This window comes from Lysobacter sp., assembly GCA_013141175.1.
Lineage (GTDB): Bacteria > Pseudomonadota > Gammaproteobacteria > Xanthomonadales > Xanthomonadaceae > Lysobacter_I.
Genome location: JABFRN010000001.1, coordinates 397,069 through 419,979, shown reverse-complemented (window position 1 = coordinate 419,979; position 22,911 = coordinate 397,069). Strand labels below are relative to the sequence as shown.

Here is a 22,911-nt window from a genome sequence, read left to right as displayed (position 1 = left end):
CACATCGCAGCCGTCGCACGTCTGAAAACACAAAGGCCCTCCCGGCGACGGGAGGGCCTTCGCGCATCCGGATGCGCGTCGTGGGTTACGGGGTGTCGCCGCCGAACTTGTAGGTGAAGTTCACGTACACGCTGCGACCGACCGAATCGAACCACGAGGTGTCGTAGTACGGATAGGCGGTGTAGGTCGGATCCTTCGGTGGCATCTTGTCGAACAGATTGTTGACCGCCAGCGACACTTGCATCGCATCGTTGAAACGGTAGCCGGCCGCGAGGTTGTAGCGCCAGGTCGCGCCGATCCACGGGCTGCCGCCGTCCGCAGGGTCGTAGACCTGGTCGTAGGAGTCGGAGTTCGGCAGCTTGCCCAGGCGCGTGCCCTGCAGGCTGGCCGACCAGCGGTCGAGGCTCCAGCCCAGGTTCGCGCTGGTCTTGGTGCGCGGGATATCGAAGCCGCCGTTCACCGCGAACTGATCTTCCACCGGGTCGCCGTCGTACTGCTGGAAGTCGTGCTCGCGCACCCAGCTGTGGTTGGCGCCGAAGCGGAAATCGCCGAACCGCGTGTCCAGTTTGTAGTGCGCGCTCATGTCGACGCCGCTGGTGTTCTCGCGGGCGACGTTGATCGGGTTGACGAAGATGCCGTACAGCCGGTCGTCGATCCGGGTGATCCGCGCAAGCGCATCAACGCAGGTCGGCGAGGCGGGGTCGAGATCGCCCAACCGGCAGCTGGCCTCGTCGCGCAGGATCTCGGCCACGCTCATGTCCTGCACCTGGTCGCGCATGCGGATGTCGAAGTAGTCCAGCGACACATCGAAGTTGGTCGTCGGCGACCACACGAAGCCTGCCGTCCACGACTTGCTGGTCTCGGGATCGAGATCGCGGTTGCCTTCGCGGGTGCGGATCAGGCCTTCCTCGTAGTCGGAGCAGTCGCTGGCGCCCGGGTCGTCGCTGAGACAGGTGTAGTAGTCGATACCCGAAGTCTCATCGTTGCCCAGGCCCGCGTAGACATAGTGCAGATCCGCAGCGCGGAACGCGGTGCCGTACGAACCGCGCACCAGCAGCGATTCCAGCGGACGCCATTCAAGGCCGGCGCTGTAGGTGAGTTTGCCGGGGTTGCTGCCGGAATAACGGTACTGGTCGTAACGGCCGGCGACGCTGAGATTCACGGTCTCGTGCAGCGGCGCACGCAACTCGCCGGCCAAAGCCCAGCGGTTGCGGCTGCCGTGGCCGTCGGAATCCTTCCAGCTGTAGTAGTAGTACTGGGTCGCCAGCGGATCGGGGTTGAGGTCGTAGGACTGGTTGCCGAATTCGACCACGCCCGCGAAGCCCACCGGGCCGGCCGGCAGTGAGAACAGATCCGTGTTGTTCAAGGTGAACGACAGGGTATCGGTGCGCGACTGCGGGTGATACGTGGTGCGCGCGGCGATCGAGTCGTATTCGGCGCGGGTCAGCGGCGTGTAGAGTCGGTCCGGGTCGGCGTTGAAGATCGGGAAGCCGTCGGCGTCCACGCCCAACTGCGGCCCGAGAAACAGCGCGTTGGCGCGCGCCGCCACGATCTGCGGCCAGCCGATGGTGGCCTTGTACTGCGAATGGCTGAGTGCCGCTTCGTAATCCCAGTCCTGTCCGAAGTTGCCGGCGAATCCACTGGTCACGCTGAAGGTCTTCTGGGTGTTGCGGATCATGCCGCTGCCCAGGCCGCCCATTTCCTCCGGGCTGAACTGGCGCTGCCAGTATTCGATCTGGTCGGTGGCCTGGTTGAAGAAATAGCCGTCCTCGTTGCCGTCGGGCGCCTGGTAGCTCCACGCCGTCACGTCGCGGAACAGGCCGAGCTTGTGATAGCCCAACTGCACGTCGGCGAACCACGACATGCCGTTGTCCATCTGGTAGTTGAACGTGCCGTAGGCGTTGATGCCCTTGCGCTCGCTGATCACGGTGCCGTAGCCGATCGACTCGGTGCTGCCGCAGTAGTAGCCCGGGCCGTAGTCGTCGAGATCCGGGTCGTAGTCGCCGAAACCGGGGCGCGACGCGTAGATCGTCGAGCCGCGGTTGAGGTCGGCGAGGCCGGCGCAGGTGTCGGCGCCCGGATCGAGATAGGTGTCGTAATAGTCGGTGCGCAGGAATGCGCGGCGCGCAATACGCGAACGCTCGGTGGGGCCGTCGAGGGTGGAATCCTGGATGTTGCGGTCGTAGGCCCACAGCGGGCGCTGGATCTGCACTTCGGCGCCGAACACCGCGTTGAAGTTGCCGCGTTCGATGCCGGAGGACACGCTGAGATTGTAGGACTCGCCGCCGCCGCGGCTGGTGTCGCCGTAGCGCAGGTCGACGGTGGTCCCGTCTGCCTGTTTCTTCAGGATGAAATTGACGACGCCGGAGATGGCGTCGGAGCCGTAGACGGCGGAGGCGCTGCCGGTCAGCACTTCGATCCGGTCGACCATGCCCAGCGGGATGTTGGAAATATCGGTGAAGTTGCTGCGGCCCTTGAACGGCATCGGGAAGTCGGCGATGCGGCGGCCGTTGACCAGCACGAGGGTGTGGTTCGGGCCGAGGCCGCGCAGGTCGACCTGCTGGGCGCCGGGCGAGAAATCGGCGCCGCTGGCGGACTGCTGGCTCTGGGTTTCGCCGCTGTTCTGGGTGATCGCGCGCAGCACGTCCGGGGTCGTGGTGAAGCCGCCTTCCTTGATGTCGCGGGCACTGATCACCGTGACCGGCGCCGGGCCCTCGACCTGCGTGCGGGGAATCCGCGAACCGGTGACTTCGATGGTTTCCAGCGTTTCCTGCGGCGCGGGCGGGGGCGCCACGGCACCGCCGGAAGGCTCATCCTGTGCTGCGGCGGCAGTCGCGCGCTTGGGCAGGTCGCGCTTGACGATGACCACCGCGCCTGACGACGGGTCGCGACGCGGCGCGAACCCGCTGCCCTGCAGCAGACCTTCCAGTGCGGCATCGGCGGAAGGCGCGCCCTGCACGCCGGGGGTGCGCAGCCCCTTGATCTGATCGGAGCGGTAGACCAGTTGCGTGCCGGACTGTCGTGCCAGGGCATCGAGCGCGGAACGCAATTCCCCCGCCGGTACGGTGATCGGACCGGTGGCCGGGTCCGAGGCCCCCTGGGCGTGCGCATGCAGCGCCGCAGTACAGGCCGCGCTCAACAACAGCAGACGTAACGGTCTCAGCATCAGGTATCCCCTTTGAATTTCCGGCACGCGAAACGCGCGCCACCCAACATCAACAAGACGAGCGAGCCGGGGCAATCCCCACTCGCATCGCCGCTTGGCGACGTCAACGGCACGTCAGTGGCTGTGCAACACGATGATCCCGCCGCGCTGCTCGGCACGGACGCCGAATCCCTGTTCGAGCAGGCGCACGAAACCATCCACGTTCGACCAGCGCACATTGCCGCCGATGCGCAAGGCGGCGGCATCGCTGTCGCCCATCACCAGTTTCGGCCCGCCGTAGCGGTTGAATTCGATCGCGGCCTCGGCCAATGGCGTGTCGTCGAAGTGCAGATAGCCGCCGCGCCACTCCAGCGCGCGCTCGGCGTCGACCACGGTGCCCGTGCGCACCAGTACGCCGCTGCGGGTGGCCAACGCGGTACTGCCGGCGGGCAGCAGCGTGACCGGCGCGGGCGGTTGCCCCGGCATGTGGGCTGACTCCAGCCGGACCAGGCCTTCGGTCACCACCACGCGCAGGTCTGCACCATCGCGACGCACCGAGAATTTCGTACCCACCGCGACCACCCGGCGCGCATCGGCACTGACGATGAACGGACGCGCGCGGTCCTTGGCCGCCTCGAAGAAGGCCTCGCCGCTGCGCAGATCGACCCAACGTTCGCCGCGCGACATCGCCACTTCGATCCGGCTGCCGCTGCTGAGCGTGGCGTGGGAGCCATCGGTCAGCGCCACCGTACGCAGGGTGCCGACACCACTGGCGTAGGACGCGGTATCGACAGCGGTGTGCGTGCGCCAGCCCCAGTACGCCAGTACGCCGCACAGTGCGACCGCTGCTGCTGTCAGTCCGCCAACCAGCGCACGCCGCCGTGGCGGTACGGTCTCACGGGCGGCGAACCTCAGGGCGCCAAGCGCTTCGACTCGCGATGCTCCGGCGGCCTCATCCGCCACTGGCGCTTCCGCGGTGATGTGCGGCGGCTGCACCCAGGGCCCGCGTGGCGGTGGTCCGGCACCCGTCCGGCCGGCCGCCAAGGCTTTGAGACGCGCGCTCTCGATCCACGCCGACTCCAATCGCAGGAACGCCACGCGATGTGCGGTGGATTCGGCCAGCCAGGCATCGAGTCCGGCGCGGTCGTTGTCCGACCAATCGTCGCTTTCGCGACGCGCCAGCCATTCCGACGCCGCCAGCTCAATCCGTTTGTTGCCGGTCTTGTTCATGTCCGTGTCCGTGGTGACGCCCTCGTCTGGCCGGAGCGGCTGCGCTGTCGGTGCCCGTCGACGCGTGCGCGCCGCCGTAGTAGTGATCGGCGATCAGGCGGATGCCATTGGCGACATGCTTTTCCACGGTTTTCTCGCTGATGCCCAGTTGTAAAGCCACGACTTTCTGCGGCAACTCCTCGACCCGCCGCAGCCACATCACCTGCCGGCAGCGGTCGGGCAGGCGATCGAAGGCCTCGCTGAGCCGCCGCAGTGCCTGGCGCCCGCCGAACCTGCGTTCCGGTGACACCTCATCCACCAAGACGTTCAAGGGCTCCAGATCACCCATCGTCTCGATCGATACCACCCGGCTGCGGCGCAGGCGGTCGGTGATCAGATTGCGGGCGCTGGTGAACAGGAAGGCTTTCGGAGAGTTCGGCAGGGTGCCCGATGCGGCTTCATACACCCGGATATAGACCTCCTGGCGCAGGTCGTGGAGATCGTCCCGATGCGGCCAGCAGCGCTGCAGATAGCGCGTCAAAGCCTCCTCGTGGATGAGGATTTCACGGACGAACCAATCGTCGAGCGGGTTGCGCATCCCTGAACCATAGCGGATCGCAGCGCGATCGTCCGGCGGATGTGGTCGTGTAGGGAAGTCGGCCGCCCATTCGTCTACCCTTCCAATGCTGCGCCCGGCGCGACCGGTTTGCCGCCCGCCCTGTTTTCGAGGAGAAAAACCGCATGAAACACCCCGTTGCCCGGCGCGGGCTCCGTCCGTTCACGCTCGTATTGCTGATGTCGCTGCTGGCCGCCGTCGTCTTTCCGGCGACGGCCCGCGACCACAAGCGCTACATCATCGGCAATCCGGATGCACCCACGCCGGGCCAGGTCAGCCCCGGTCTGCTGCTGATGGGCGGCGGCGATCGCAATTTCGATGCCCTGCGCTGGTTCCTGAAGAAAGCGGGCAATGGCCACCTGGTCGTGCTGCGGGCCTCGCAAGGCAATGAGGTCGCCGAAGAGTTCTACCGCGATGTCGGCGGAATCGCGTCGGTCGAAACCTTCGTGTTCAGCGGGCCAGGGTCCTCCAACGATCCGAAAATCCTTGCCAGCCTTGCCAAGGCCGATGGCATCTTCATCGCCGGCGGCGATCAGGCACGTTACGTCCGCTTCTGGAAGGGAACGCCCGTCGCTGTGGCGCTCGATGCCCATCTCCGCGCCGGCAAGCCGATCGGCGGCACCAGTGCCGGGCTGGCCATCCTGGGTGAATATCTCTACGGCGCAATGGACGACGGCAGCATCCGCAGCCCGGAGGCGTTGGCCGATCCGCTGGGGGCCGCAGTCACCATCGAGCAGGATTTTCTGCATGTCGACCGGCTGAAGGGCATCGTCACCGACACCCATTTCAAGGAGCGCGACCGCCTCGGCCGCCTGTTCGCCTTTGTCGCCAAGGCTGAAACCCTGACCGGCACGCCCATGCGTCCGCTGATCGGGTTGGGCGTCGACGAAAGCGCGGCACTGGCGGTCGAAGCCGACGGTAGCAGCCGGATCTACGCCACCGACCCTGCCGGCGGTGCCTGGCTGGTGCGCGGCGGTTTCCCGGACAAGCAGGCCACAGGCAAGCCGCTCGGATTGCGCCGGGTCGACGTCACCGGCATCGGCGCGGGCTCGGTGGTCCATCTGCCGGAAGGGCGTGTGGAGGCGCCGGTGTTCCAGCGCACGTATCGGGTGGACAATGGCCGCCTGCAGGAGGTTGCGCCGATGATGCTCGCGATCCACGGCGGTGCGGGTGTCGAGCGCCGCGACATGACGCCGGATGATGAGCGCGATGCCCGCGCCGCGCTGGAAATGGCGCTGCGCCGCGGCCACGCCGAGCTGAAGGCGGGCAAGTCCGCCGTCGATGCGGTCACCGCAGCGATCACCGTGCTGGAGGACGACCCGCATTTCAACGCGGGCCGCGGCGCGGTATTCACCCACGACGGCCGCAACGAGCTGGATACCTCGATCATGGACGGCAGGACCCGGAAAGCCGGTGCGGCGGCCGGCCTGCATCGGGTCAAGAACCCGATCCTGCTCGCCCGGGCGATCATGGAGCGCTCCGAGCACGTGATGATGGTCGGCGACGGTGCCGAAGTGTTCGCGGCGGAGCAGGGCATCGAACTGGTCGATCCATCGTGGTTCCGGACCGAAAAGCGCTGGCAGCAACTCCAGCGCCGGCTTCGCGAAAAGCAGCAGGGCGCCATCGATGACGGCCGCCCCGGCCGCCGCTACACCGGTACGGTCGGTGCGGTAGCCCTGGACGGCCATGGCGGACTTGCCGCTGGCACCTCCACCGGTGGCATGACCGACAAGCGGTACGGACGGGTCGGGGATTCGCCGATCATCGGCGCAGGCACATGGGCCGACGACCGCTGCGCCTTTTCCGGCACCGGGTGGGGCGAGTTCTACATCCGCTCCGCAGCTGCCCACGAGGTCTGCGCCCGTATGCGCTACCTGAACGAGGGCCCGGCCGAAGCGGGTCATGCCGTGATCAACGTCGATGTGCCTGCGCTGGGCGGCGATGGTGGCGCTATCGTGATCGGTGCCGACGGCCGGATCGGCTTTCCATTCAACACCGAGGGCATGTTCCGCGGCTGGATCGATGCCGATGGCGTGCCGCATATCGCCATCTACGCCGAAGATCCGTTGCCGCTACCCGTCGCCCCGGCCCCCTGAATCAGCAGGGGTTCCGTCGGAAGGCGGTCGCAAACGTTGACAGTAAAACCGAGTGCCGTCAGAATTGCGGGCTGTTTTCACCTTGTATAGTTTTACCGGATCGTTGACCAGTTGATTTCGACTGGAGGGATACCCAAGCGGCCAACGGGGGCAGACTGTAAATCTGCTGGCTTACGCCTTCGGTGGTTCGAATCCACCTCCCTCCACCATCTTGGATCGATATCTTCAGGTCGCGTTCCGTTCCGCAAGACGCGGGAGTAGTTCAACGGTAGAACCTCAGCCTTCCAAGCTGATGGTGCGGGTTCGATTCCCGTCTCCCGCTCCATTGCGGCAGTACCTGAGGACATCCCGTTCGGCGGATCACATCGTTGCTCACGTAGCTCAGTCGGTAGAGCACCTCCTTGGTAAGGAGGAGGTCGAAGGTTCGATTCCTTTCGTGAGCACCACCCTGCAAGTCGTCGTTCCAATCCAGTTCTCCACTTCAGTTCATACAGAGAAGCAGCCATGGCAAAGGGTAAGTTCGAGCGCACCAAGCCGCACGTGAACGTGGGCACGATCGGTCACGTTGACCACGGCAAGACGACGCTGACGGCGGCGCTGACGAAGATCGGCGCGGAACGTTTCGGTGGCGAGTTCAAGGCATACGACCAGATCGACGCGGCGCCGGAAGAGAAGGCGCGCGGGATCACGATTTCGACGGCGCACGTGGAATACGAGAGCCCGAACCGTCACTACGCGCACGTGGATTGCCCGGGCCATGCGGACTACGTGAAGAACATGATCACGGGTGCGGCGCAGATGGACGGCGCGATCCTGGTGTGTTCGGCGGCGGACGGTCCGATGCCGCAGACGCGCGAGCACATTCTGCTGGCCCGTCAGGTCGGTGTGCCGTACATCATCGTCTACCTGAACAAGGCGGACCTGGTGGACGACGCGGAGCTGCTTGAGCTGGTCGAGATGGAAGTGCGCGAGCTGCTGAGCAAGTACGAGTTTCCGGGCGACGACACCCCGATCGTGACCGGTTCGGCGCGTTCGGCGCTGGAAGGCGACCAGAGCGAGATTGGCGTTCCGTCGATCCTGAAGCTGGTGGAAGCGCTGGACACGTGGATTCCGCAGCCGGAGCGCGACATCGACAAGGCGTTCCTGATGCCGGTGGAAGACGTGTTCTCGATTTCGGGTCGCGGCACGGTGGTGACGGGTCGTATCGAGCGCGGCATCGTGAAGGTGGGCGACGAAATCGAGATCGTGGGTATTCGTCCGACGCAGAAGACGACGGTGACGGGCGTGGAGATGTTCCGCAAGCTGCTGGATCAGGGCCAGGCGGGCGACAACGCGGGTCTGTTGCTGCGCGGCACGAAGCGCGACGACGTGGAGCGTGGCCAGGTGCTGTGCAAGCCCGGTTCGATCAAGCCGCACACGGACTTCGAGGCCGAGGTGTATGTGCTGTCGAAGGACGAGGGTGGCCGTCATACGCCGTTCTTCAAGGGTTACCGTCCGCAGTTCTACTTCCGCACGACCGACATCACGGGTGCTTGCGAGCTTCCGGAAGGCGTGGAGATGGTGATGCCTGGCGACAACGTGAAGATGGTGGTGAGCCTGATCAACCCGGTGGCGATGGACGAAGGTCTGCGTTTCGCGATTCGCGAGGGTGGCCGTACGGTCGGCGCTGGCGTCGTCGCCAAGATCATCAAGTGATCCAACGCTTCGTTCGGGAGTCGCGGGTTCCGCGGCTCCCGCCGCGAAGTTCAAAGCGGTGACGAACAGGCGAGTCGGTGACGGCTCGCCGTCGACGTATCAGAAAACCGATATTCCAGACGCACATTTTCAAATACACGCCAGTAGCTCAATTGGCAGAGCAGCGGTCTCCAAAACCGCAGGTTGGGGGTTCGAGTCCCTCCTGGCGTGCCACACCAGCGGAACGTCCCGCGAGATTTCCGGTCTATCGACCGGTGGCTCGCGCGGTGCGCGCCGCAACAGGGCGACAAAGACTTGAATAGCAGAGTCGAACAACCTAAGTCCGGCGGATCGGCGGGCGATATCGTGAAGTACGCGCTGGCGCTGCTGCTCGTGGCGGCTGGCATCTTCGCGTTCTATTGGTTCAACGGTCAGTGGCCGGCGGTGGCCCGCGTGATGTCGGTGATCGGCGGTCTCGTTGCCGGCGCCATCCTGTTCATGACCACTGCGAAAGGCGCGGAGACCCGGGACTTCCTCGGCGAATCGCGCTTCGAACTGCGCAAGGTCGTGTGGCCGACCCGTCAGGAGACGACGCGCACCACGTGGGTGGTGATCGTGGTCGTGATCATCATGAGCCTGATCCTGGCGCTGTTCGACTGGCTGATTCAATTGGGCGTGAAGGCGCTCCTCGGGACCTGATGGAGATCCAAGTGAGCAATTCAGACGTCCTCAAGCGCTGGTACGTTGTCCATGCCTATTCCGGCTTCGAGAAATCGGTGGCCCAGGCACTGCGCGACCGCATTGCCCGTACCGGGATGGAGGACAAGTTCGGCGAAGTACTGGTCCCGACCGAAGAAGTGATCGAAATGCGCTCCGGCCAGAAGCGCCGTTCCGAGCGCAAGTTCTTCCCGGGCTATGTACTGGTGCAGATCGCGACCCACGACGAAGCCGGCATTCCGCGGATGGACAGCGAAAGCTGGCATCTGGTGAAGGAGACGCCGAAGGTGATGGGCTTCATCGGCGGCACCGCCGACCGCCCGTTGCCGATCCGGGACACCGAGGCCGATGCGATCCTGCAGCGCGTGCAGGACGGCGTCGAGAAGCCGAAGCCGAAGGTGCTGTTCGAGCCGGGCCAGATGGTCCGTGTGGTCGATGGCCCGTTCAACGACTTCAACGGCGTGGTCGAAGAAGTGAATTACGAAAAGAGCCGCCTGCGCGTCTCGGTGCTGATCTTCGGTCGCGCCACGCCGGTGGAACTGGAATTCGGTCAGGTCGAGAAAGCCTAAGCCTTTCACGATCATGACCTTCACCCGCGCGCCGCATCCGCAGCGCGCAACAACGATGGAGGAGCCCCGCAGCCGCAAGGCGTGCAGGCGCTAAGACTCCAGGAGATATCCCATGGCAAAGAAAGTTGTCGGTTACATCAAGCTGCAGGTGAAGGCCGGTCAGGCCAACCCCTCGCCGCCGGTCGGTCCCGCGCTCGGTCAGCGCGGCCTGAACATCATGGAGTTCTGCAAAGCGTTCAACGCGGCGACCTCCAAGTTGGAACCGGGTCTCCCGACGCCGGTCATCATCACCGCTTACTCCGACCGTACCTTCACCTTCGTCACCAAGAGCACGCCGGCATCGGTGCTGCTGAAGAAGGCCGCCGGTATCCAGTCCGGATCGAAGCGTCCGAACACCGAAAAGGTGGGCAAGGTCACCCGCAAGCAGCTCGAAGACATCGCCAAGGCGAAGGAAGCGGATCTGACGGCGGCCGACCTCGATGCGGCAGTGAAGACCATCGCGGGCTCCGCCCGTTCGATGGGTCTCGTGGTAGAGGGCTGAGGTCATGGCGATGAACAAGCGACAGAAAGCGATTCTCGGTGCCGTTGCGCCGGGCAAAACCTATCCCTTCGACGACGCGATCAAGATCGTGAAGACGGCCACCAAGGCCAAGTTCGTCGAATCGATCGACGTGGCCGTGCGCCTCGGCGTCGATGCCAAGAAGTCCGACCAGCAGGTGCGCGGTTCCACCGTGCTGCCCGCCGGCACCGGCAAGTCGGTGCGTGTGGCCGTATTCTGCCCGGCCGGCGCGAAGGCCGAGGAAGCTCTGGCCGCCGGCGCCGATATCGTCGGTATGGACGACCTCGCCGAGAAGATGCAGGCCGGCGATCTGAACTATGACGTCGTGATCGCGACCCCGGACGCCATGCGCGTCGTCGGCAAGCTCGGTCAGGTGCTTGGCCCGCGTGGCCTGATGCCGAATCCGAAGGTCGGCACCGTATCGCCGAACCCGGGTGAGGCCGTGAAGAACGCCAAGGGTGGCCAGGTGCGTTACCGCACCGACAAGGCCGGCATCATCCACTGCACCATCGGCAAGGCCGATTTCGACAGCGACAAGCTGAAGGAAAACCTGCAGGCGCTGTTGCTCGACCTGATCAAGGCCAAGCCGGCGACCTCCAAGGGCACGTACCTGCAGAAGGTGTCGGTCAGCTCGACGATGGGCCCTGGTGTCACCGTCGATCAGTCGTCGCTTACGTTGAAATAAATGATTCGCGGCTGAAGCCGCTCCTACATCGTTGTGTAGGAGGGACTTCAGTCCCGAGAAATCAAATTTTGAGGGCATCGCCGAGGAGTCCGCTCCGAAGCGATCGCCGTCAAAGACCGCAGGCGCGGTCAGCGCGCGACACCCACGGGCAAGGAAGCTCGTTCCGCCGGATCACTCCAGCGGTCGTCGACAAGGCATGGATACGTGGGGTCGCAAGCGGGGTCGCTTAATCGTGTCCTTTCGGGGACCGACCTGCGCAGATGGTGCCGCCCCCTCTGGATGTTTCGCGATTTGAAACTCTGTGAAGGGCCGCCACCGGGACGCATTCCGCGTCCCCGGCGTCGAAGGATCGATGCCGTCCGGGACCGCAAGCGGCAGGAGCCGTAAGCGGAGTTCACATGAGGAGTGCACATGGCTCTGAATCTCACCCAGAAGCAAGACGTAGTGGCCGAAGTGGCGGAAATCGCCGCGAAGGCGCACTCCTTGATCGCAGCCGAATACGCAGGCACCACGGTCTCCCAGATGACCGCGATGCGCAAGAAAGCGCGCGAAAGCGGCGTGTACTTGAAAGTCGTCAAGAACACGCTGGCCTCGCGCGCCGTGGCGGGAACCGAATACGAGGTTGTCCAGGACAAACTCGTCGGTCCGCTGCTGTATGCGTTTTCGATCGACGAGCCCGGCGCTGCCGGTCGTCTGATCAAGGAGTTCGCCAAGGGCAACGACAAGCTGCAGGCCAAGGTGGTCGCCGTCGGCGGTCAGCTCTACCCCGGCAGTCACGTCGAAGTGCTGGCATCGCTGCCGACCCGTGATCAGGCCCTCGCCATGTTGGCGCGTGTTCTGGCCGAACCGGCGAGCATGCTGGCCCGCGCCATCAAGGCGGTTACCGACAAGCAGGGTGGCGGCGACGCCGCTCCGGCCGAGGCAGCCCCTGAAGCGCCGGCTGCCGAAGCCCCGGCCGAAGTCTGAGTTCGATGTCCTGACGGTTCCGCGGCGCTGATGCCTGCGAAACCCAATACCGAAAATCAAATCCAGAGGTAATCAACAATGTCTCTTACCAACGAACAGATCGTCGACGCCGTTGCCGGCAAGACCCTGATGGAAGTGATGGAGCTGGTCAAGGCCATCGAAGAAAAGTTCGGCGTCACCGCCGCGGCTCCCGTGATGATGGCCGGTCCGGCCGCCGACGCGGCTCCGGTCGAAGAACAGACCGAATTCACCGTCGTCCTGAAGGCCGTCGGCGAGAAGAAGGTCGAGGTCATCAAGGCCGTCCGCGCCATCACCGGCCTGGGCTTGAAGGAAGCGAAGGACCTCGTCGAAGGCGCTCCGCAGACCGTCAAGGATGCCGTGTCGAAGGACGATGCCGCGAAGTTCAAGAAAGATCTGGAAGCCGCTGGCGCGCAGGTCGAAATCAAGTAAGCGTCACGCAGTCATCCTGGGCATCGCGCGGACGTGCGGTGTTCCGGGGTCCAACGGCTTCGGAACGGAAGCTGTTGGATTTCCGCTTCGGCGGGAATGACCGCAGACCAGGGCTGGGGGCGAAAGCTCCCGGCCTTCGTCCGTTCCAACAGTTCGAAAGATTCAAGCGCAAGAAAAGCGAGTCGACAGTCGGAAGTAGCGGGAGAAGGCGTGCTGGTGCCGGCAATACCAGCGACTTCCCACTGGCGATTTAACCGGGACGACGGTTCCCCACGAACCCCGTCCCACCCGGCCGCAGCCGTGCATTGCAATGCCGCGCCGGAGACAACGACATTCAAGCTGAGAGGCCTTATCTCCCATGACCACAGCTCATTCGACGAACTACTCGTTCACCGAGAAGAAGCGCATCCGCAAGAACTTCGGCAAGCGCCGCTCGATTCTCGAGGTGCCGTTCCTGCTCGCCATCCAGGTGGATTCCTATCGTGAATTCCTCCAGGCCGATGCCGAGCCGACCCGACGCGAAGATCGCGGCCTGCATGCCGCGCTCAAGTCGGTGTTCCCCATCACCAGCTACAACGGCTACGCAGCGCTGGAATACGTCGGCTACAAGCTCGGCGATCCGGTGTTCGACGAGCGCGAGTGCCGCAACCGCGGCCTCAGCTACGGCGCCCCGCTGCGCGTGACCGTGCGCCTGGTGATCTACGACAAGGAATCGTCGAGCAAGGCCGTGAAGTACGTGAAGGAGCAGGAGGTCTACATGGGCGAGATTCCGCTCATGACCGACAACGGCACCTTCATCGTCAACGGCACCGAGCGCGTCATCGTCTCGCAGTTGCACCGTTCGCCGGGCGTGTTCTTCGATCATGACCGCGGCAAGACCCACAGCTCCGGCAAGCTGCTTTACAGCGCCCGCATCATTCCGTATCGCGGCTCCTGGCTGGACTTCGAGTTCGACCCGAAGGACGCGGTGTTCACGCGTATCGACCGTCGCCGCAAGCTGCCGGTCACCATTCTGCTGCGCGCGCTGGGTTACTCGAACGAGGAAATCCTGCAGCAGTTCTTCGAGATCAACACCTTCCACATTCTCCCGGAAGGCGTGCAGCTTGAGCTGGTGCCCGAGCGTCTGCGCGGCGAAACCCTCGACTTCGATCTCGCCGATGGCGACAAGGTCATCGTCGAAGCCGGCAAGCGCATCACCGCGCGCCACGTGAAGCAGCTCGAACAGGCCGGCGTAGTTGCGCTGGCGGTACCGGACAACTACCTCGTGGGCCGGATCCTGTCGCACGACGTGATCGACGCCAACACCGGCGAGTTGATCGCGACCGCGAACGACGAGATCGGCGACGATCATCTGAACAAGTTCCGCAAGTTCGGCATCGACGCCGTCGGCACCCTGTGGGTGAACGACCTCGATCGTGGCCCGTACATCTCCAATACGCTGCGCATCGATCCGACCAAGACCCAGCTCGAAGCGCTGGTCGAGATCTACCGCATGATGCGTCCCGGCGAGCCGCCGACCAAGGACGCTGCGCAGAACCTGTTCCACAACCTGTTCTTCACCTTCGAGCGCTACGACCTGTCGGGCGTGGGCCGGATGAAGTTCAACCGCCGCATCGGCCGCAAGGAAGTGGAAGGCAGCCCCGTGCTGTACGACTACAAGTACTTCGCCGAGCGCAAGGACGACGAATCCGCCCGCCTGCGCAACGCCTGCGGCCCGGCGATGTCGGACATCCTCGATGTGATCCGCACGCTGACCGAAATCCGCAACGGTCGCGGCGTGGTCGACGATATCGATCACCTCGGCAACCGTCGCGTGCGTTCGGTCGGCGAAATGGCCGAGAACGTGTTCCGCGTCGGTCTGGTCCGAGTCGAGCGTGCGGTGAAAGAGCGCCTGACGATGGCCGAGTCCGAAGGCCTCACGCCGCAGGAACTCATCAACGCCAAGCCGGTGGCCGCCGCGATCAAGGAATTCTTCGGTTCCTCGCAGTTGTCGCAGTTCATGGACCAGAACAACCCGCTGTCGGAAGTCACGCACAAGCGTCGCGTCTCGGCCCTCGGTCCGGGCGGTCTGACCCGCGAACGTGCCGGCTTCGAAGTGCGCGACGTGCACCCGACCCATTACGGCCGTGTCTGCACCATCGAAACGCCTGAAGGTCCGAACATCGGCCTGATCAACTCGCTTGCCGTGTTCGCGCGCACCAACCGTTACGGCTTCCTCGAGACGCCGTACCGCAAGGTCGTGGACGGGCAGGTGACCGACGAGATCGAATACCTCTCGGCGATCGAGGAAAACGAATACGTCATCGCCCAGGCCAACGCCCAGCGCGACGACAAGGGCAAGATCACCGCACCGTTCGTCGCCTGTCGTTACCAGGGCGAGTCGATGCTGCGCCCGCCGAGCGAAATCCACTTCATGGACGTCTCGCCGATGCAGACCGTGTCGGTCGCTGCCGCGCTGGTGCCGTTCCTCGAGCACGATGACGCGAACCGCGCGCTGATGGGCGCGAACATGCAGCGTCAGGCGGTTCCGACCCTGCGCTCGCAGAAGCCGCTGGTCGGTACCGGCATCGAGCGCGCCGTGGCGCGCGACTCGGGCGTGACCGTGAACGCGCGTCGTGGCGGTGTGATCGAACAGATCGATGCCGGCCGCATCGTGGTCAAGGTCAACGAAGCCGAGATCGTCGGTTCGGCCGACGCCGGCGTCGACATCTACACGCTGATCAAATACACCCGCTCGAACCAGAACACCTGCATCAACCAGCGTCCGCTGGTGAACGTGGGCGACGTGATCGCACCGGGCGACGTGCTGGCCGACGGCCCCTCGACCGATATCGGCGAACTGGCCCTGGGCCAGAACATGCTGGTCGCGTTCATGCCGTGGAACGGCTACAACTTCGAAGACTCGATCCTGCTGTCCGAGCGCGTGGTGAAGGAAGACCGTTACACCACCATCCACATCGAAGAAATGGCCTGCGTCGCGCGTGACACGAAGCTGGGTCCGGAAGAAATCACCGCCGACATCCCGAACGTGTCCGAGCAGGCGCTGTCGCGTCTCGACGAGTCGGGCGTGGTGTACATCGGTGCCGAAGTCCGCGCCGGCGACATCCTGGTCGGCAAGGTCACACCCAAGGGCGAAAGCCAGCTGACTCCGGAAGAAAAGCTGCTGCGCGCGATCTTCGGCGAGAAGGCGTCCGACGTGAAGGACAGCTCGCTGCGCGTGCCGCCGGGCATGGACGGCACCGTCATCGACGTGCAGGTCTTCACCCGCGACGGCATCGAGAAGGACAAGCGCGCGCGCCAGATCGAGGAAGAGGAAATCCGCCGGGTCAAGAAGGACTTCGACGACCAGTTCCGTATCCTCGAATCGGCGATCTACGCGCGTCTGCGTGCGCAGATCCTCGGCAAGATCGCCAATGGCGGTCCCGGCCTGAAGAAGGGCGACACGGTCAGCAGTCTGGTGCTCGATGGTCTGAGCAAGAAGGACTGGTTCACGATCCGGATGAAGGAAGACGAGGACGCCGACGCGATCGAACGCGCCCAGAAGCAGATCGACGCGCACCAGAAGGAATTCGAGCGCCGCTTCGCCGACAAGCGCGGCAAGATCACCCAGGGCGACGACCTCGCCCCGGGCGTGCTCAAGATGGTGAAGGTGTTCCTCGCGGTGAAGCGCCGCATCCAGCCGGGCGACAAGATGGCCGGCCGCCACGGCAACAAGGGTGTGGTGTCGAACATCGTGCCGGTCGAAGACATGCCGCACATGGCCAACGGTGAGACGGTCGATATCGTCCTCAACCCGCTGGGCGTGCCGTCGCGTATGAACATCGGCCAGATTCTCGAAGTACATCTGGGCTGGGCCGCCAAGGGCCTCGGCCAGAAGATCCAGCGCATGCTGGATGCACAGGCCAAGCTCGCCGACCTGCGCAAGTTCCTCGACGACATCTACAACCACGACCAGAAGATGCATGGGCAGCGCGTCGACCTGACCCAGTTCAGCGATGCCGAACTGCTGCGTCTGGCGCAGAACCTCACCGACGGCGTGCCGATGGCGACACCGGTGTTCGACGGTGCGGCCGAGTCCGAGATCAAGCGCATGCTCGAACTCGCCGACCTGCCGATGAGCGGTCAGACCCAGCTGTACGACGGCCGCACCGGTGAGGCGTTCGATCGTCACACCACGGTCGGCTACATGCACGTGCTGAAGCTCAACCACCTCGTGGACGACAAGATGCACGCCCGTTCGACCGGCCCGTACTCGCTCGTTACCCAGCAGCCGCTGGGCGGCAAGGCGCAGTTCGGCGGTCAGCGCTTCGGCGAAATGGAAGTCTGGGCGCTGGAAGCCTACGGCGCGGCCTACACCCTGCAGGAAATGCTGACGGTGAAGTCCGACGACGTGCAGGGCCGCAACCAGATGTACAAGAACATCGTCGACGGCGAATACGAAATGGTCGCCGGCATGCCGGAATCCTTCAATGTGCTCGTGAAGGAAATCCGCTCGCTGGCCATCAACATGGAGCTGGAAGAGACCTGACGAAGGCTGGTCGTTCCGGACGAGGCGGTGAATCTGTCGACATCAGATTCACCGCGAAATCCGGGGCGACGAACACGCTGGCCGCCAACGTCAATGACCTCTTCCTGATTCCCGGAGAAATCAAATGAAAGATTTGCTCAACCTCTTCAACCAGCAGCGCCCGACCCTCGACTTCGACGCGATCAAGATCGCGTTGGCGTCGCCGGACCTGATCCGCTCCTGGTCCTTCGGCGAAGTCAAGAAGCCGGAAACCATCAACTACCGTACCTTCAAGCCGGAACGCGACGGTCTGTTCTGCGCCGCGATCTTCGGCCCGATCAAGGACTACGAGTGCCTGTGCGGCAAGTACAAGCGCATGAAGCACCGCGGCGTGGTCTGCGAGAAGTGCGGCACCGAAGTGACCCTCGCCCGCGTCCGTCGCGAGCGCATGGGCCACATCGACCTCGCTTCTCCGGTCGCCCACATCTGGTTCCTCAAGTCGCTGCCGTCGCGCATCGGTCTGATGCTGGACATGACGCTGCGCGATATCGAACGCATCCTGTATTTCGAGGCCTTCGTGGTCACCGAGCCGGGCCTGACCCCGCTCGAGCGCGGCATGCTGCTGACCGAAGAACAGTTCATGCAGGCGCGTCAGGAGCACGGCGACGATTTCGAAGCCGCGATGGGCGCCGAAGCGGTCTACGATCTGCTGCGCACCATCGATCTGCAGTCGGAAATGGTCCAGCTGCGCGAAGACATCGCCAGCACCGGCTCGGAAACCAAGCTCAAGCGCCTCACCAAGCGCATCAAGCTGGTCGAAGCCTTCCTCGAATCCGGCAACCGTCCGGAGTGGATGGTGATGACCGTGCTGCCGGTGCTGCCGCCGGATCTGCGCCCGCTGGTGCCGCTGGACGGCGGTCGTTTCGCGACATCCGATCTCAATGACCTGTACCGCCGCGTCATCAACCGCAACAACCGTCTGAAGCGTCTGCTCGAACTCAATGCGCCGGACATCATCGTGCGCAACGAAAAGCGCATGCTGCAGGAATCGGTCGATGCGCTGATGGACAACGGCCGTCGTGGTCGCGCCATCACCGGTACCAACAAGCGCCCACTGAAGTCCTTGGCCGACATGATCAAGGGCAAGCAGGGCCGCTTCCGCCAGAACCTGCTCGGCAAGCGCGTCGACTACTCCGGCCGTTCTGTCATCGTGGTCGGCCCGACCCTGCGTCTGCACGAGTGCGGTCTGCCGAAGAAGATGGCGCTGGAACTGTTCAAGCCCTTCATCTTCGCCAAGCTGCAGCGTCGTGGCCTCGCCACCACCATCAAGGCGGCGAAGAAGCTGGTCGAACGCGAAGAGCCGATCGTGTGGGACATCCTCGAAGAGGTGATCCGCGAGCATCCGGTGCTGTTGAACCGTGCGCCGACCCTGCATCGTCTCGGCATCCAGGCGTTCGAGCCGGTGTTGATCGAAGGCAAGGCCATCCAGCTGCATCCGCTTGTCTGTACCGCGTTCAACGCCGACTTCGACGGCGACCAGATGGCCGTGCACGTTCCGCTGAGCCTTGAGGCGCAGCTCGAAGCGCGCGCGCTGATGATGTCGTCGAACAACATCCTGTCGCCGGCCAACGGCGAGCCGATCATCGTGCCGTCGCAGGACGTCGTGCTCGGTCTGTATTACATGACCCGCGCTCTGGAGAACAAGGCGGGCGAGGGCATGGCGTTCGCGAACATCTCCGAAGTGAAGCGCGCCTACGACAACCGTCTGGTCGAACTGCACGCCAAGGTCAAGGTCCGCATCGCCGAAACCGTGGTCAGTGAAGATCCCGAAACCGGCAAGCGCGTCCGCGAGCAGAAGACCGCCATCGTCGACACCACGATCGGTCGCGCCCTGCTGCAGGAAATCCTGCCGGTCGGCTTGCCGTTCGCGCTGGTCAACACCGAGCTGACCAAGAAGAACATCAGCCGCCTGATCAACAGCTGCTACCGCCAGCTGGGCCTGAAGGATACGGTGGTGTTCGCCGACAAGCTGATGTACACCGGCTTCGCCTATGCGACCCGCTCCGGCGTGTCGGTCGGCATCGACGACATGACCATCCCGCTCGAGAAGAAAGGCATCCTCGAAGAGGCTGAAACCGAGGTGCTGGAAATCCAGCAGCAGTACCAGTCGGGTCTGGTCACCGCCGGTGAGCGCTACAACAAGGTCGTCGACATCTGGTCCCGCACCAACGAACGCGTCGCCAAGGCGATGATGGACACCATCGGCACCGAGAAGGTCCAGAATGCCAAGGGCGAGACCATCGACCAGAAGTCGATGAACTCGATCTACATCATGGCCGACTCCGGCGCCCGCGGTTCGCAGGCGCAGATCCGTCAGCTCGCCGGTATGCGCGGCCTGATGGCCAAGCCGGACGGCTCGATCATCGAAACGCCGATCACCGCGAACTTCCGCGAAGGCTTGAACGTCCTGCAGTACTTCATCTCGACCCACGGTGCCCGTAAGGGCCTCGCGGATACCGCGCTGAAGACCGCAAACTCCGGTTATCTGACCCGTCGTCTCGTCGACGTGGCCCAGGACGTGGTGATCACCGAAGTCGACTGCGGCACGTCGGAAGGTCTGATGATGACCCCGATCGTCGAAGGCGGCGATGTGGTCGAACCCTTGCGCGACCGCGTGCTCGGCCGCATCGTGGCCGAAGACGTCTTCCTGCCCGGCAACGACGAAGATCCGTTCGTCCTGCGCAACACGCTGCTCGACGAAGCCTGGGTACAGAAGCTCGAAGATGCCGGTGTGCAGCTGATCAAGGTCCGCTCGACCATCACCTGCTCCTCGTCGTTCGGCGTGTGCTCGTTCTGCTACGGCCGCGATCTGGCCCGTGGCCACACCGTCAATATCGGCGAAGCGGTCGGCGTCATCGCAGCGCAGTCGATCGGTGAGCCCGGCACCCAGCTGACGATGCGTACCTTCCACATCGGCGGTACGGTGTCCGGTGCGGCCTCGATCGACAACGTCACGGTCAAGACCACCGGCGCGATCAAGTTCAACAACCTCAAGCACGTCGAGCATGCCGCCGGCCATCTGGTCGCGGTCTCGCGTTCGGGTGTGTTGTCGGTGCTGGATGGCCACGGCCGCGAGCGCGAACGTTACAAGGTGCCCTACGGCGCGACCATCCACGTCAAGGACGGTGGCAATGTGAAGGCCGGCCAGACCGTGGCGAACTGGGATCCCCACAGCCATCCGATCATGTCGGAAGTGAAGGGTTTCATCCGCTTCATCGACTTCGTCGACGGCGTGACCGTGATCGAGAAGACCGACGATCTCACCGGTCTGGCTTCGCGCGAAATCACCGACCCGAAGCGTCGTGGCACCCAGGCCAAGGATCTGCGTCCGCTGGTCCGCATCGTCGATGCGGCCGGCAAGGATCTGGCCATCCCGGGTACCGATCTGCCGGCGCAGTACCTGCTGCCGCCGCGCTCGATCGTCAACCTTCAGGACGGCGCGCCGGTCGGCGTGGGTGACGTGGTCGCCAAGATCCCGCAGGAAGCCTCGAAGACCCGCGACATCACCGGCGGTCTGCCGCGCGTTGCCGATCTGTTCGAAGCGCGCAAGCCGAAGGATCCGGCGGTGCTCGCCGAGCGCTCGGGTATCGTCAGCTTCGGCAAGGACACCAAGGGCAAGCAGCGCCTGATCATCAAGGACACCGATGGCAGCGAGCACGAAGAGCTGATCCCGAAGTATCGCCAGATCATCGTGTTCGAGGGCGAGCACGTGCAGAAGGGCGAAACCGTGGTCGACGGCGAATCCAGCCCGCAGGACATCCTGCGTCTGCTCGGCGTCGAGCCGCTGGCCTCGTACCTGACCAAGGAAATCCAGGACGTCTACCGCCTGCAGGGCGTGAAGATCAACGACAAGCACATCGAAGTGATCGTCCGTCAGATGCTGCGCAAGGTCGAAATCACCGACCAGGGCGACAGCAAGTTCCTGCACGGCGAACAGGTCGAGCGTCAGCGCCTGATCGAAGAGAACGCGCGCCTGGCCGGCAAGAACGAAATCCTCGCCAAGTACGACCCGGTGCTGCTCGGCATCACCAAGGCCTCGTTGGCGACCGAATCGTTCATCTCGGCGGCCTCGTTCCAGGAAACCACTCGCGTGCTCACCGAGGCGGCCGTTCGCGGCACCCGCGATACGCTGCGCGGCCTGAAGGAGAACGTGATCGTCGGCCGTCTGATTCCGGCCGGTACCGGTTTGACTTATCACAGCCTGCGTCGCAAGAACGCCACGGGTCTGACCGATTCGGAAATGGCGGCGCTGTCCGCTGCGCCTGCCCCGACCCCCGCGCCGGCGGTGATCCCGTCGCCGGCGGTCGCTGCGGGTGTTGCTGCAGAAACGGCCGGCAACGGAGTTTCAGACATGATCGAGGGCGATACGGACGCCTGAGTTGGCATCGGCGCGCAGTCTGCTGTAGACTGCGCGCCTCTTTAGGCGGTTCGCCGCCCAGATCACGAAATGAGGCTACAGGATGTGCCTCGTATTCGGCCCAGGAGGGCGGGAAAGTCCGGGAGCGCGGCCGTCTTGTGCAGCGTGCGATTCCGGGACCGCAACGGCTCACCAAGCCGTAGCGGGCAAAGCATAAGCGTGTCGGCAGGTCGGGATTCCGGTCTGCCGGCGTTTTTTGTCGTCGCGGTATCCGTCAGGGTGCTGCGGCTCGGCTCATAGACCAACCAGCGACCCATACTCTGATGGCAACGATCAACCAGCTCGTGCGTAAGCCGCGCAACCCAGAAGTCTACAAGAGCACCTCGCCGGCGCTCGCCAACTGCCCGCAGCGTCGCGGCGTCTGCACCCGCGTCTACACCACGACCCCGAAGAAGCCGAACTCGGCGCTCCGCAAGGTCGCCAAGGTGCGCCTGACCAATGGCTACGAAGTCATCTCGTACATCGGCGGCGAAGGCCACAACCTCCAGGAGCACTCGGTGGTCCTGATCCGCGGCGGTCGCGTCAAGGACCTGCCGGGCGTGCGCTACCACACCGTGCGCGGCGCGCTCGATGCCGCCGGTGTCGCAAAGCGTCGTCAGAGCCGTTCGAAGTACGGCGCCAAGCGTCCGAAATCGTAATCGGCGCTCGCAAGCATTCCGTAGGGTGGGCCCTTGGCCCACCGCACCGCAATAACGGTGGGCCGAGGGCCCACCCTACACACCGGTAATCGACTATGTCCCGTAAAGGCTCCACTCCCCAGCGTACCGTCCTGCCCGACCCCAAGCACGGCAGCGAAACGATCGCCCGCTTCATCAACATGGTGATGCAGAGCGGCAAGAAGTCCATCGCCGAGAAGATCGTCTACGGCGCGATGGACGTGATCAACGAAAAGAATCCCAATTCGCTCGAACTGGTTGAAAAGGCGCTCGGCAACGTCGCCCCGTCGGTCGAAGTGAAATCGCGTCGCGTCGGCGGTGCCACCTATCAGGTGCCGGTCGAGGTGCGTTCGTCCCGCCGCATGGCGTTGGCCATGCGCTGGCTGATCGAATCCGCGCGCAAGCGTGGCGAGAACTCGATGCCGCGCAAGCTCGCAGCCGAGCTGATCGACGCTTCGGAAAACCGCGGCGGCGCAATCAAGAAGCGCGAAGAAACCCACCGCATGGCGGAAGCGAACAAGGCGTTCGCCCACTACCGCTGGTGATGACACTGCTGTAGCAGCGCGCAAACACGCGCTGCAGGCG

General features: G+C 64.2%; 14 protein-coding genes, 4 tRNA genes and 1 pseudogene. 16 read left to right on the top strand and 3 right to left on the bottom strand.

Annotated elements, in window-relative coordinates; genetic code table 11:
- Positions 1–85: 85 nt before the first annotated feature.
- From HOP03_02040 to HOP03_02030, 3 genes are all read right to left on the bottom strand, one after another.
- The gene (locus HOP03_02040; GenBank protein ID NOT86944.1) at positions 86–3,166 is read right to left on the bottom strand and encodes a TonB-dependent receptor; all 3,081 of its coding nucleotides are present in this window, start codon (positions 3,164–3,166) and stop codon (positions 86–88) included.
- A gap of 114 nt (positions 3,167–3,280) precedes the next feature.
- The gene (locus HOP03_02035) at positions 3,281–4,375 is read right to left on the bottom strand and encodes a DUF4880 domain-containing protein (protein ID NOT86943.1); all 1,095 of its coding nucleotides are present in this window, start codon (positions 4,373–4,375) and stop codon (positions 3,281–3,283) included.
- Positions 4,347–4,952, bottom strand: a complete 606-nt coding sequence (locus tag HOP03_02030) for a sigma-70 family RNA polymerase sigma factor (GenBank protein ID NOT86942.1) — start codon at positions 4,950–4,952, stop codon at positions 4,347–4,349. The genes HOP03_02035 and HOP03_02030 overlap by 29 nt, the downstream gene beginning before the upstream one ends.
- Positions 4,953–5,095: 143 nt before the next feature.
- Between HOP03_02030 and HOP03_02025 the strand changes: the two genes are divergently transcribed.
- From HOP03_02025 to rpsG, 16 genes and pseudogenes are all read left to right on the top strand, one after another.
- Positions 5,096–7,066: a type 1 glutamine amidotransferase-like domain-containing protein gene (locus HOP03_02025; GenBank protein NOT86941.1), complete on the top strand. Its 1,971-nt coding sequence runs from the start codon at positions 5,096–5,098 to the stop codon at positions 7,064–7,066.
- 123 nt (positions 7,067–7,189) lie between these two features.
- Positions 7,190–7,275, top strand: a tRNA-Tyr gene (locus tag HOP03_02020).
- A gap of 42 nt (positions 7,276–7,317) precedes the next feature.
- Positions 7,318–7,391 (top strand) — tRNA-Gly (locus tag HOP03_02015).
- A gap of 45 nt (positions 7,392–7,436) precedes the next feature.
- Positions 7,437–7,512: transfer RNA gene (locus HOP03_02010), tRNA-Thr, on the top strand.
- Positions 7,513–7,570: 58 nt separating this feature from the next.
- Positions 7,571–8,761, top strand: a complete 1,191-nt coding sequence (gene tuf, locus HOP03_02005) for an elongation factor Tu (protein NOT86940.1) — start codon at positions 7,571–7,573, stop codon at positions 8,759–8,761.
- Between the two features lie 137 nt (positions 8,762–8,898).
- Positions 8,899–8,974: transfer RNA gene (locus HOP03_02000), tRNA-Trp, on the top strand.
- 81 nt (positions 8,975–9,055) lie between these two features.
- Positions 9,056–9,439, top strand: a complete 384-nt coding sequence (secE, locus tag HOP03_01995) for a preprotein translocase subunit SecE (protein ID NOT86939.1) — start codon at positions 9,056–9,058, stop codon at positions 9,437–9,439.
- The gene (gene nusG, locus HOP03_01990; protein NOT86938.1) at positions 9,439–10,026 is read left to right on the top strand and encodes a transcription termination/antitermination protein NusG; all 588 of its coding nucleotides are present in this window, start codon (positions 9,439–9,441) and stop codon (positions 10,024–10,026) included. Before secE ends, nusG begins: the two co-directional genes overlap by 1 nt.
- A 112-nt stretch (positions 10,027–10,138) precedes the next feature.
- Positions 10,139–10,567: a 50S ribosomal protein L11 gene (gene rplK, locus HOP03_01985; GenBank protein NOT86937.1), complete on the top strand. Its 429-nt coding sequence runs from the start codon at positions 10,139–10,141 to the stop codon at positions 10,565–10,567.
- Positions 10,568–10,571: 4 nt separating this feature from the next.
- Entirely contained in the window at positions 10,572–11,270 is a 699-nt protein-coding gene (gene rplA / locus HOP03_01980) for a 50S ribosomal protein L1 (GenBank protein NOT86936.1), read from the top strand.
- A 411-nt stretch (positions 11,271–11,681) separates the two neighbouring features.
- Positions 11,682–12,236, top strand: coding sequence for a 50S ribosomal protein L10 (rplJ, locus tag HOP03_01975; GenBank protein ID NOT86935.1), 555 nt, complete (start codon positions 11,682–11,684; stop codon positions 12,234–12,236).
- Between the two features lie 78 nt (positions 12,237–12,314).
- Positions 12,315–12,686, top strand: coding sequence for a 50S ribosomal protein L7/L12 (gene rplL, locus HOP03_01970; protein ID NOT86934.1), 372 nt, complete (start codon positions 12,315–12,317; stop codon positions 12,684–12,686).
- A gap of 358 nt (positions 12,687–13,044) precedes the next feature.
- Complete coding sequence (rpoB, locus tag HOP03_01965) at positions 13,045–17,214, top strand: DNA-directed RNA polymerase subunit beta (GenBank protein ID NOT86933.1); 4,170 nt, start codon at positions 13,045–13,047, stop codon at positions 17,212–17,214.
- A gap of 124 nt (positions 17,215–17,338) precedes the next feature.
- Positions 17,339–21,496 (top strand): annotated as a pseudogene (gene rpoC, locus HOP03_01960) (DNA-directed RNA polymerase subunit beta').
- Between the two features lie 437 nt (positions 21,497–21,933).
- Positions 21,934–22,308 carry a 30S ribosomal protein S12 gene (gene rpsL, locus HOP03_01955; GenBank protein NOT86932.1) on the top strand — a complete coding sequence of 125 codons (375 nt, stop codon included), beginning with the start codon at positions 21,934–21,936 and terminating at the stop codon, positions 22,306–22,308.
- A 95-nt stretch (positions 22,309–22,403) separates the two neighbouring features.
- Positions 22,404–22,871 carry a 30S ribosomal protein S7 gene (rpsG, locus tag HOP03_01950; GenBank protein ID NOT86931.1) on the top strand — a complete coding sequence of 156 codons (468 nt, stop codon included), beginning with the start codon at positions 22,404–22,406 and terminating at the stop codon, positions 22,869–22,871.
- Positions 22,872–22,911 lie beyond the last annotated feature (40 nt).

Excerpts from the sequence above, each read along its gene's own strand:
- rpsL (NOT86932.1), top strand. The coding sequence starts at position 21,934 with ATGGCAACGATCAACCAGCTCGTGCGTAAGCCGCGCAACCCAGAAGTC.
- rplJ (NOT86935.1), top strand. The coding sequence starts at position 11,682 with ATGGCTCTGAATCTCACCCAGAAGCAAGACGTAGTGGCCGAAGTGGCG.
- rplK (NOT86937.1), top strand. The coding sequence starts at position 10,139 with ATGGCAAAGAAAGTTGTCGGTTACATCAAGCTGCAGGTGAAGGCCGGT.
- tuf (NOT86940.1), top strand. The coding sequence starts at position 7,571 with ATGGCAAAGGGTAAGTTCGAGCGCACCAAGCCGCACGTGAACGTGGGC.
- HOP03_02030 (NOT86942.1), bottom strand. The coding sequence starts at position 4,952 with ATGCGCAACCCGCTCGACGATTGGTTCGTCCGTGAAATCCTCATCCAC.
- rplL (NOT86934.1), top strand. The coding sequence starts at position 12,315 with ATGTCTCTTACCAACGAACAGATCGTCGACGCCGTTGCCGGCAAGACC.
- nusG (NOT86938.1), top strand. The coding sequence starts at position 9,439 with ATGGAGATCCAAGTGAGCAATTCAGACGTCCTCAAGCGCTGGTACGTT.
- rplA (NOT86936.1), top strand. The coding sequence starts at position 10,572 with ATGGCGATGAACAAGCGACAGAAAGCGATTCTCGGTGCCGTTGCGCCG.
- HOP03_02040 (NOT86944.1), bottom strand. The coding sequence starts at position 3,166 with ATGCTGAGACCGTTACGTCTGCTGTTGTTGAGCGCGGCCTGTACTGCG.
- HOP03_02025 (NOT86941.1), top strand. The coding sequence starts at position 5,096 with ATGAAACACCCCGTTGCCCGGCGCGGGCTCCGTCCGTTCACGCTCGTA.
- rpsG (NOT86931.1), top strand. The coding sequence starts at position 22,404 with ATGTCCCGTAAAGGCTCCACTCCCCAGCGTACCGTCCTGCCCGACCCC.
- HOP03_02035 (NOT86943.1), bottom strand. The coding sequence starts at position 4,375 with ATGAACAAGACCGGCAACAAACGGATTGAGCTGGCGGCGTCGGAATGG.
- rpoB (NOT86933.1), top strand. The coding sequence starts at position 13,045 with ATGACCACAGCTCATTCGACGAACTACTCGTTCACCGAGAAGAAGCGC.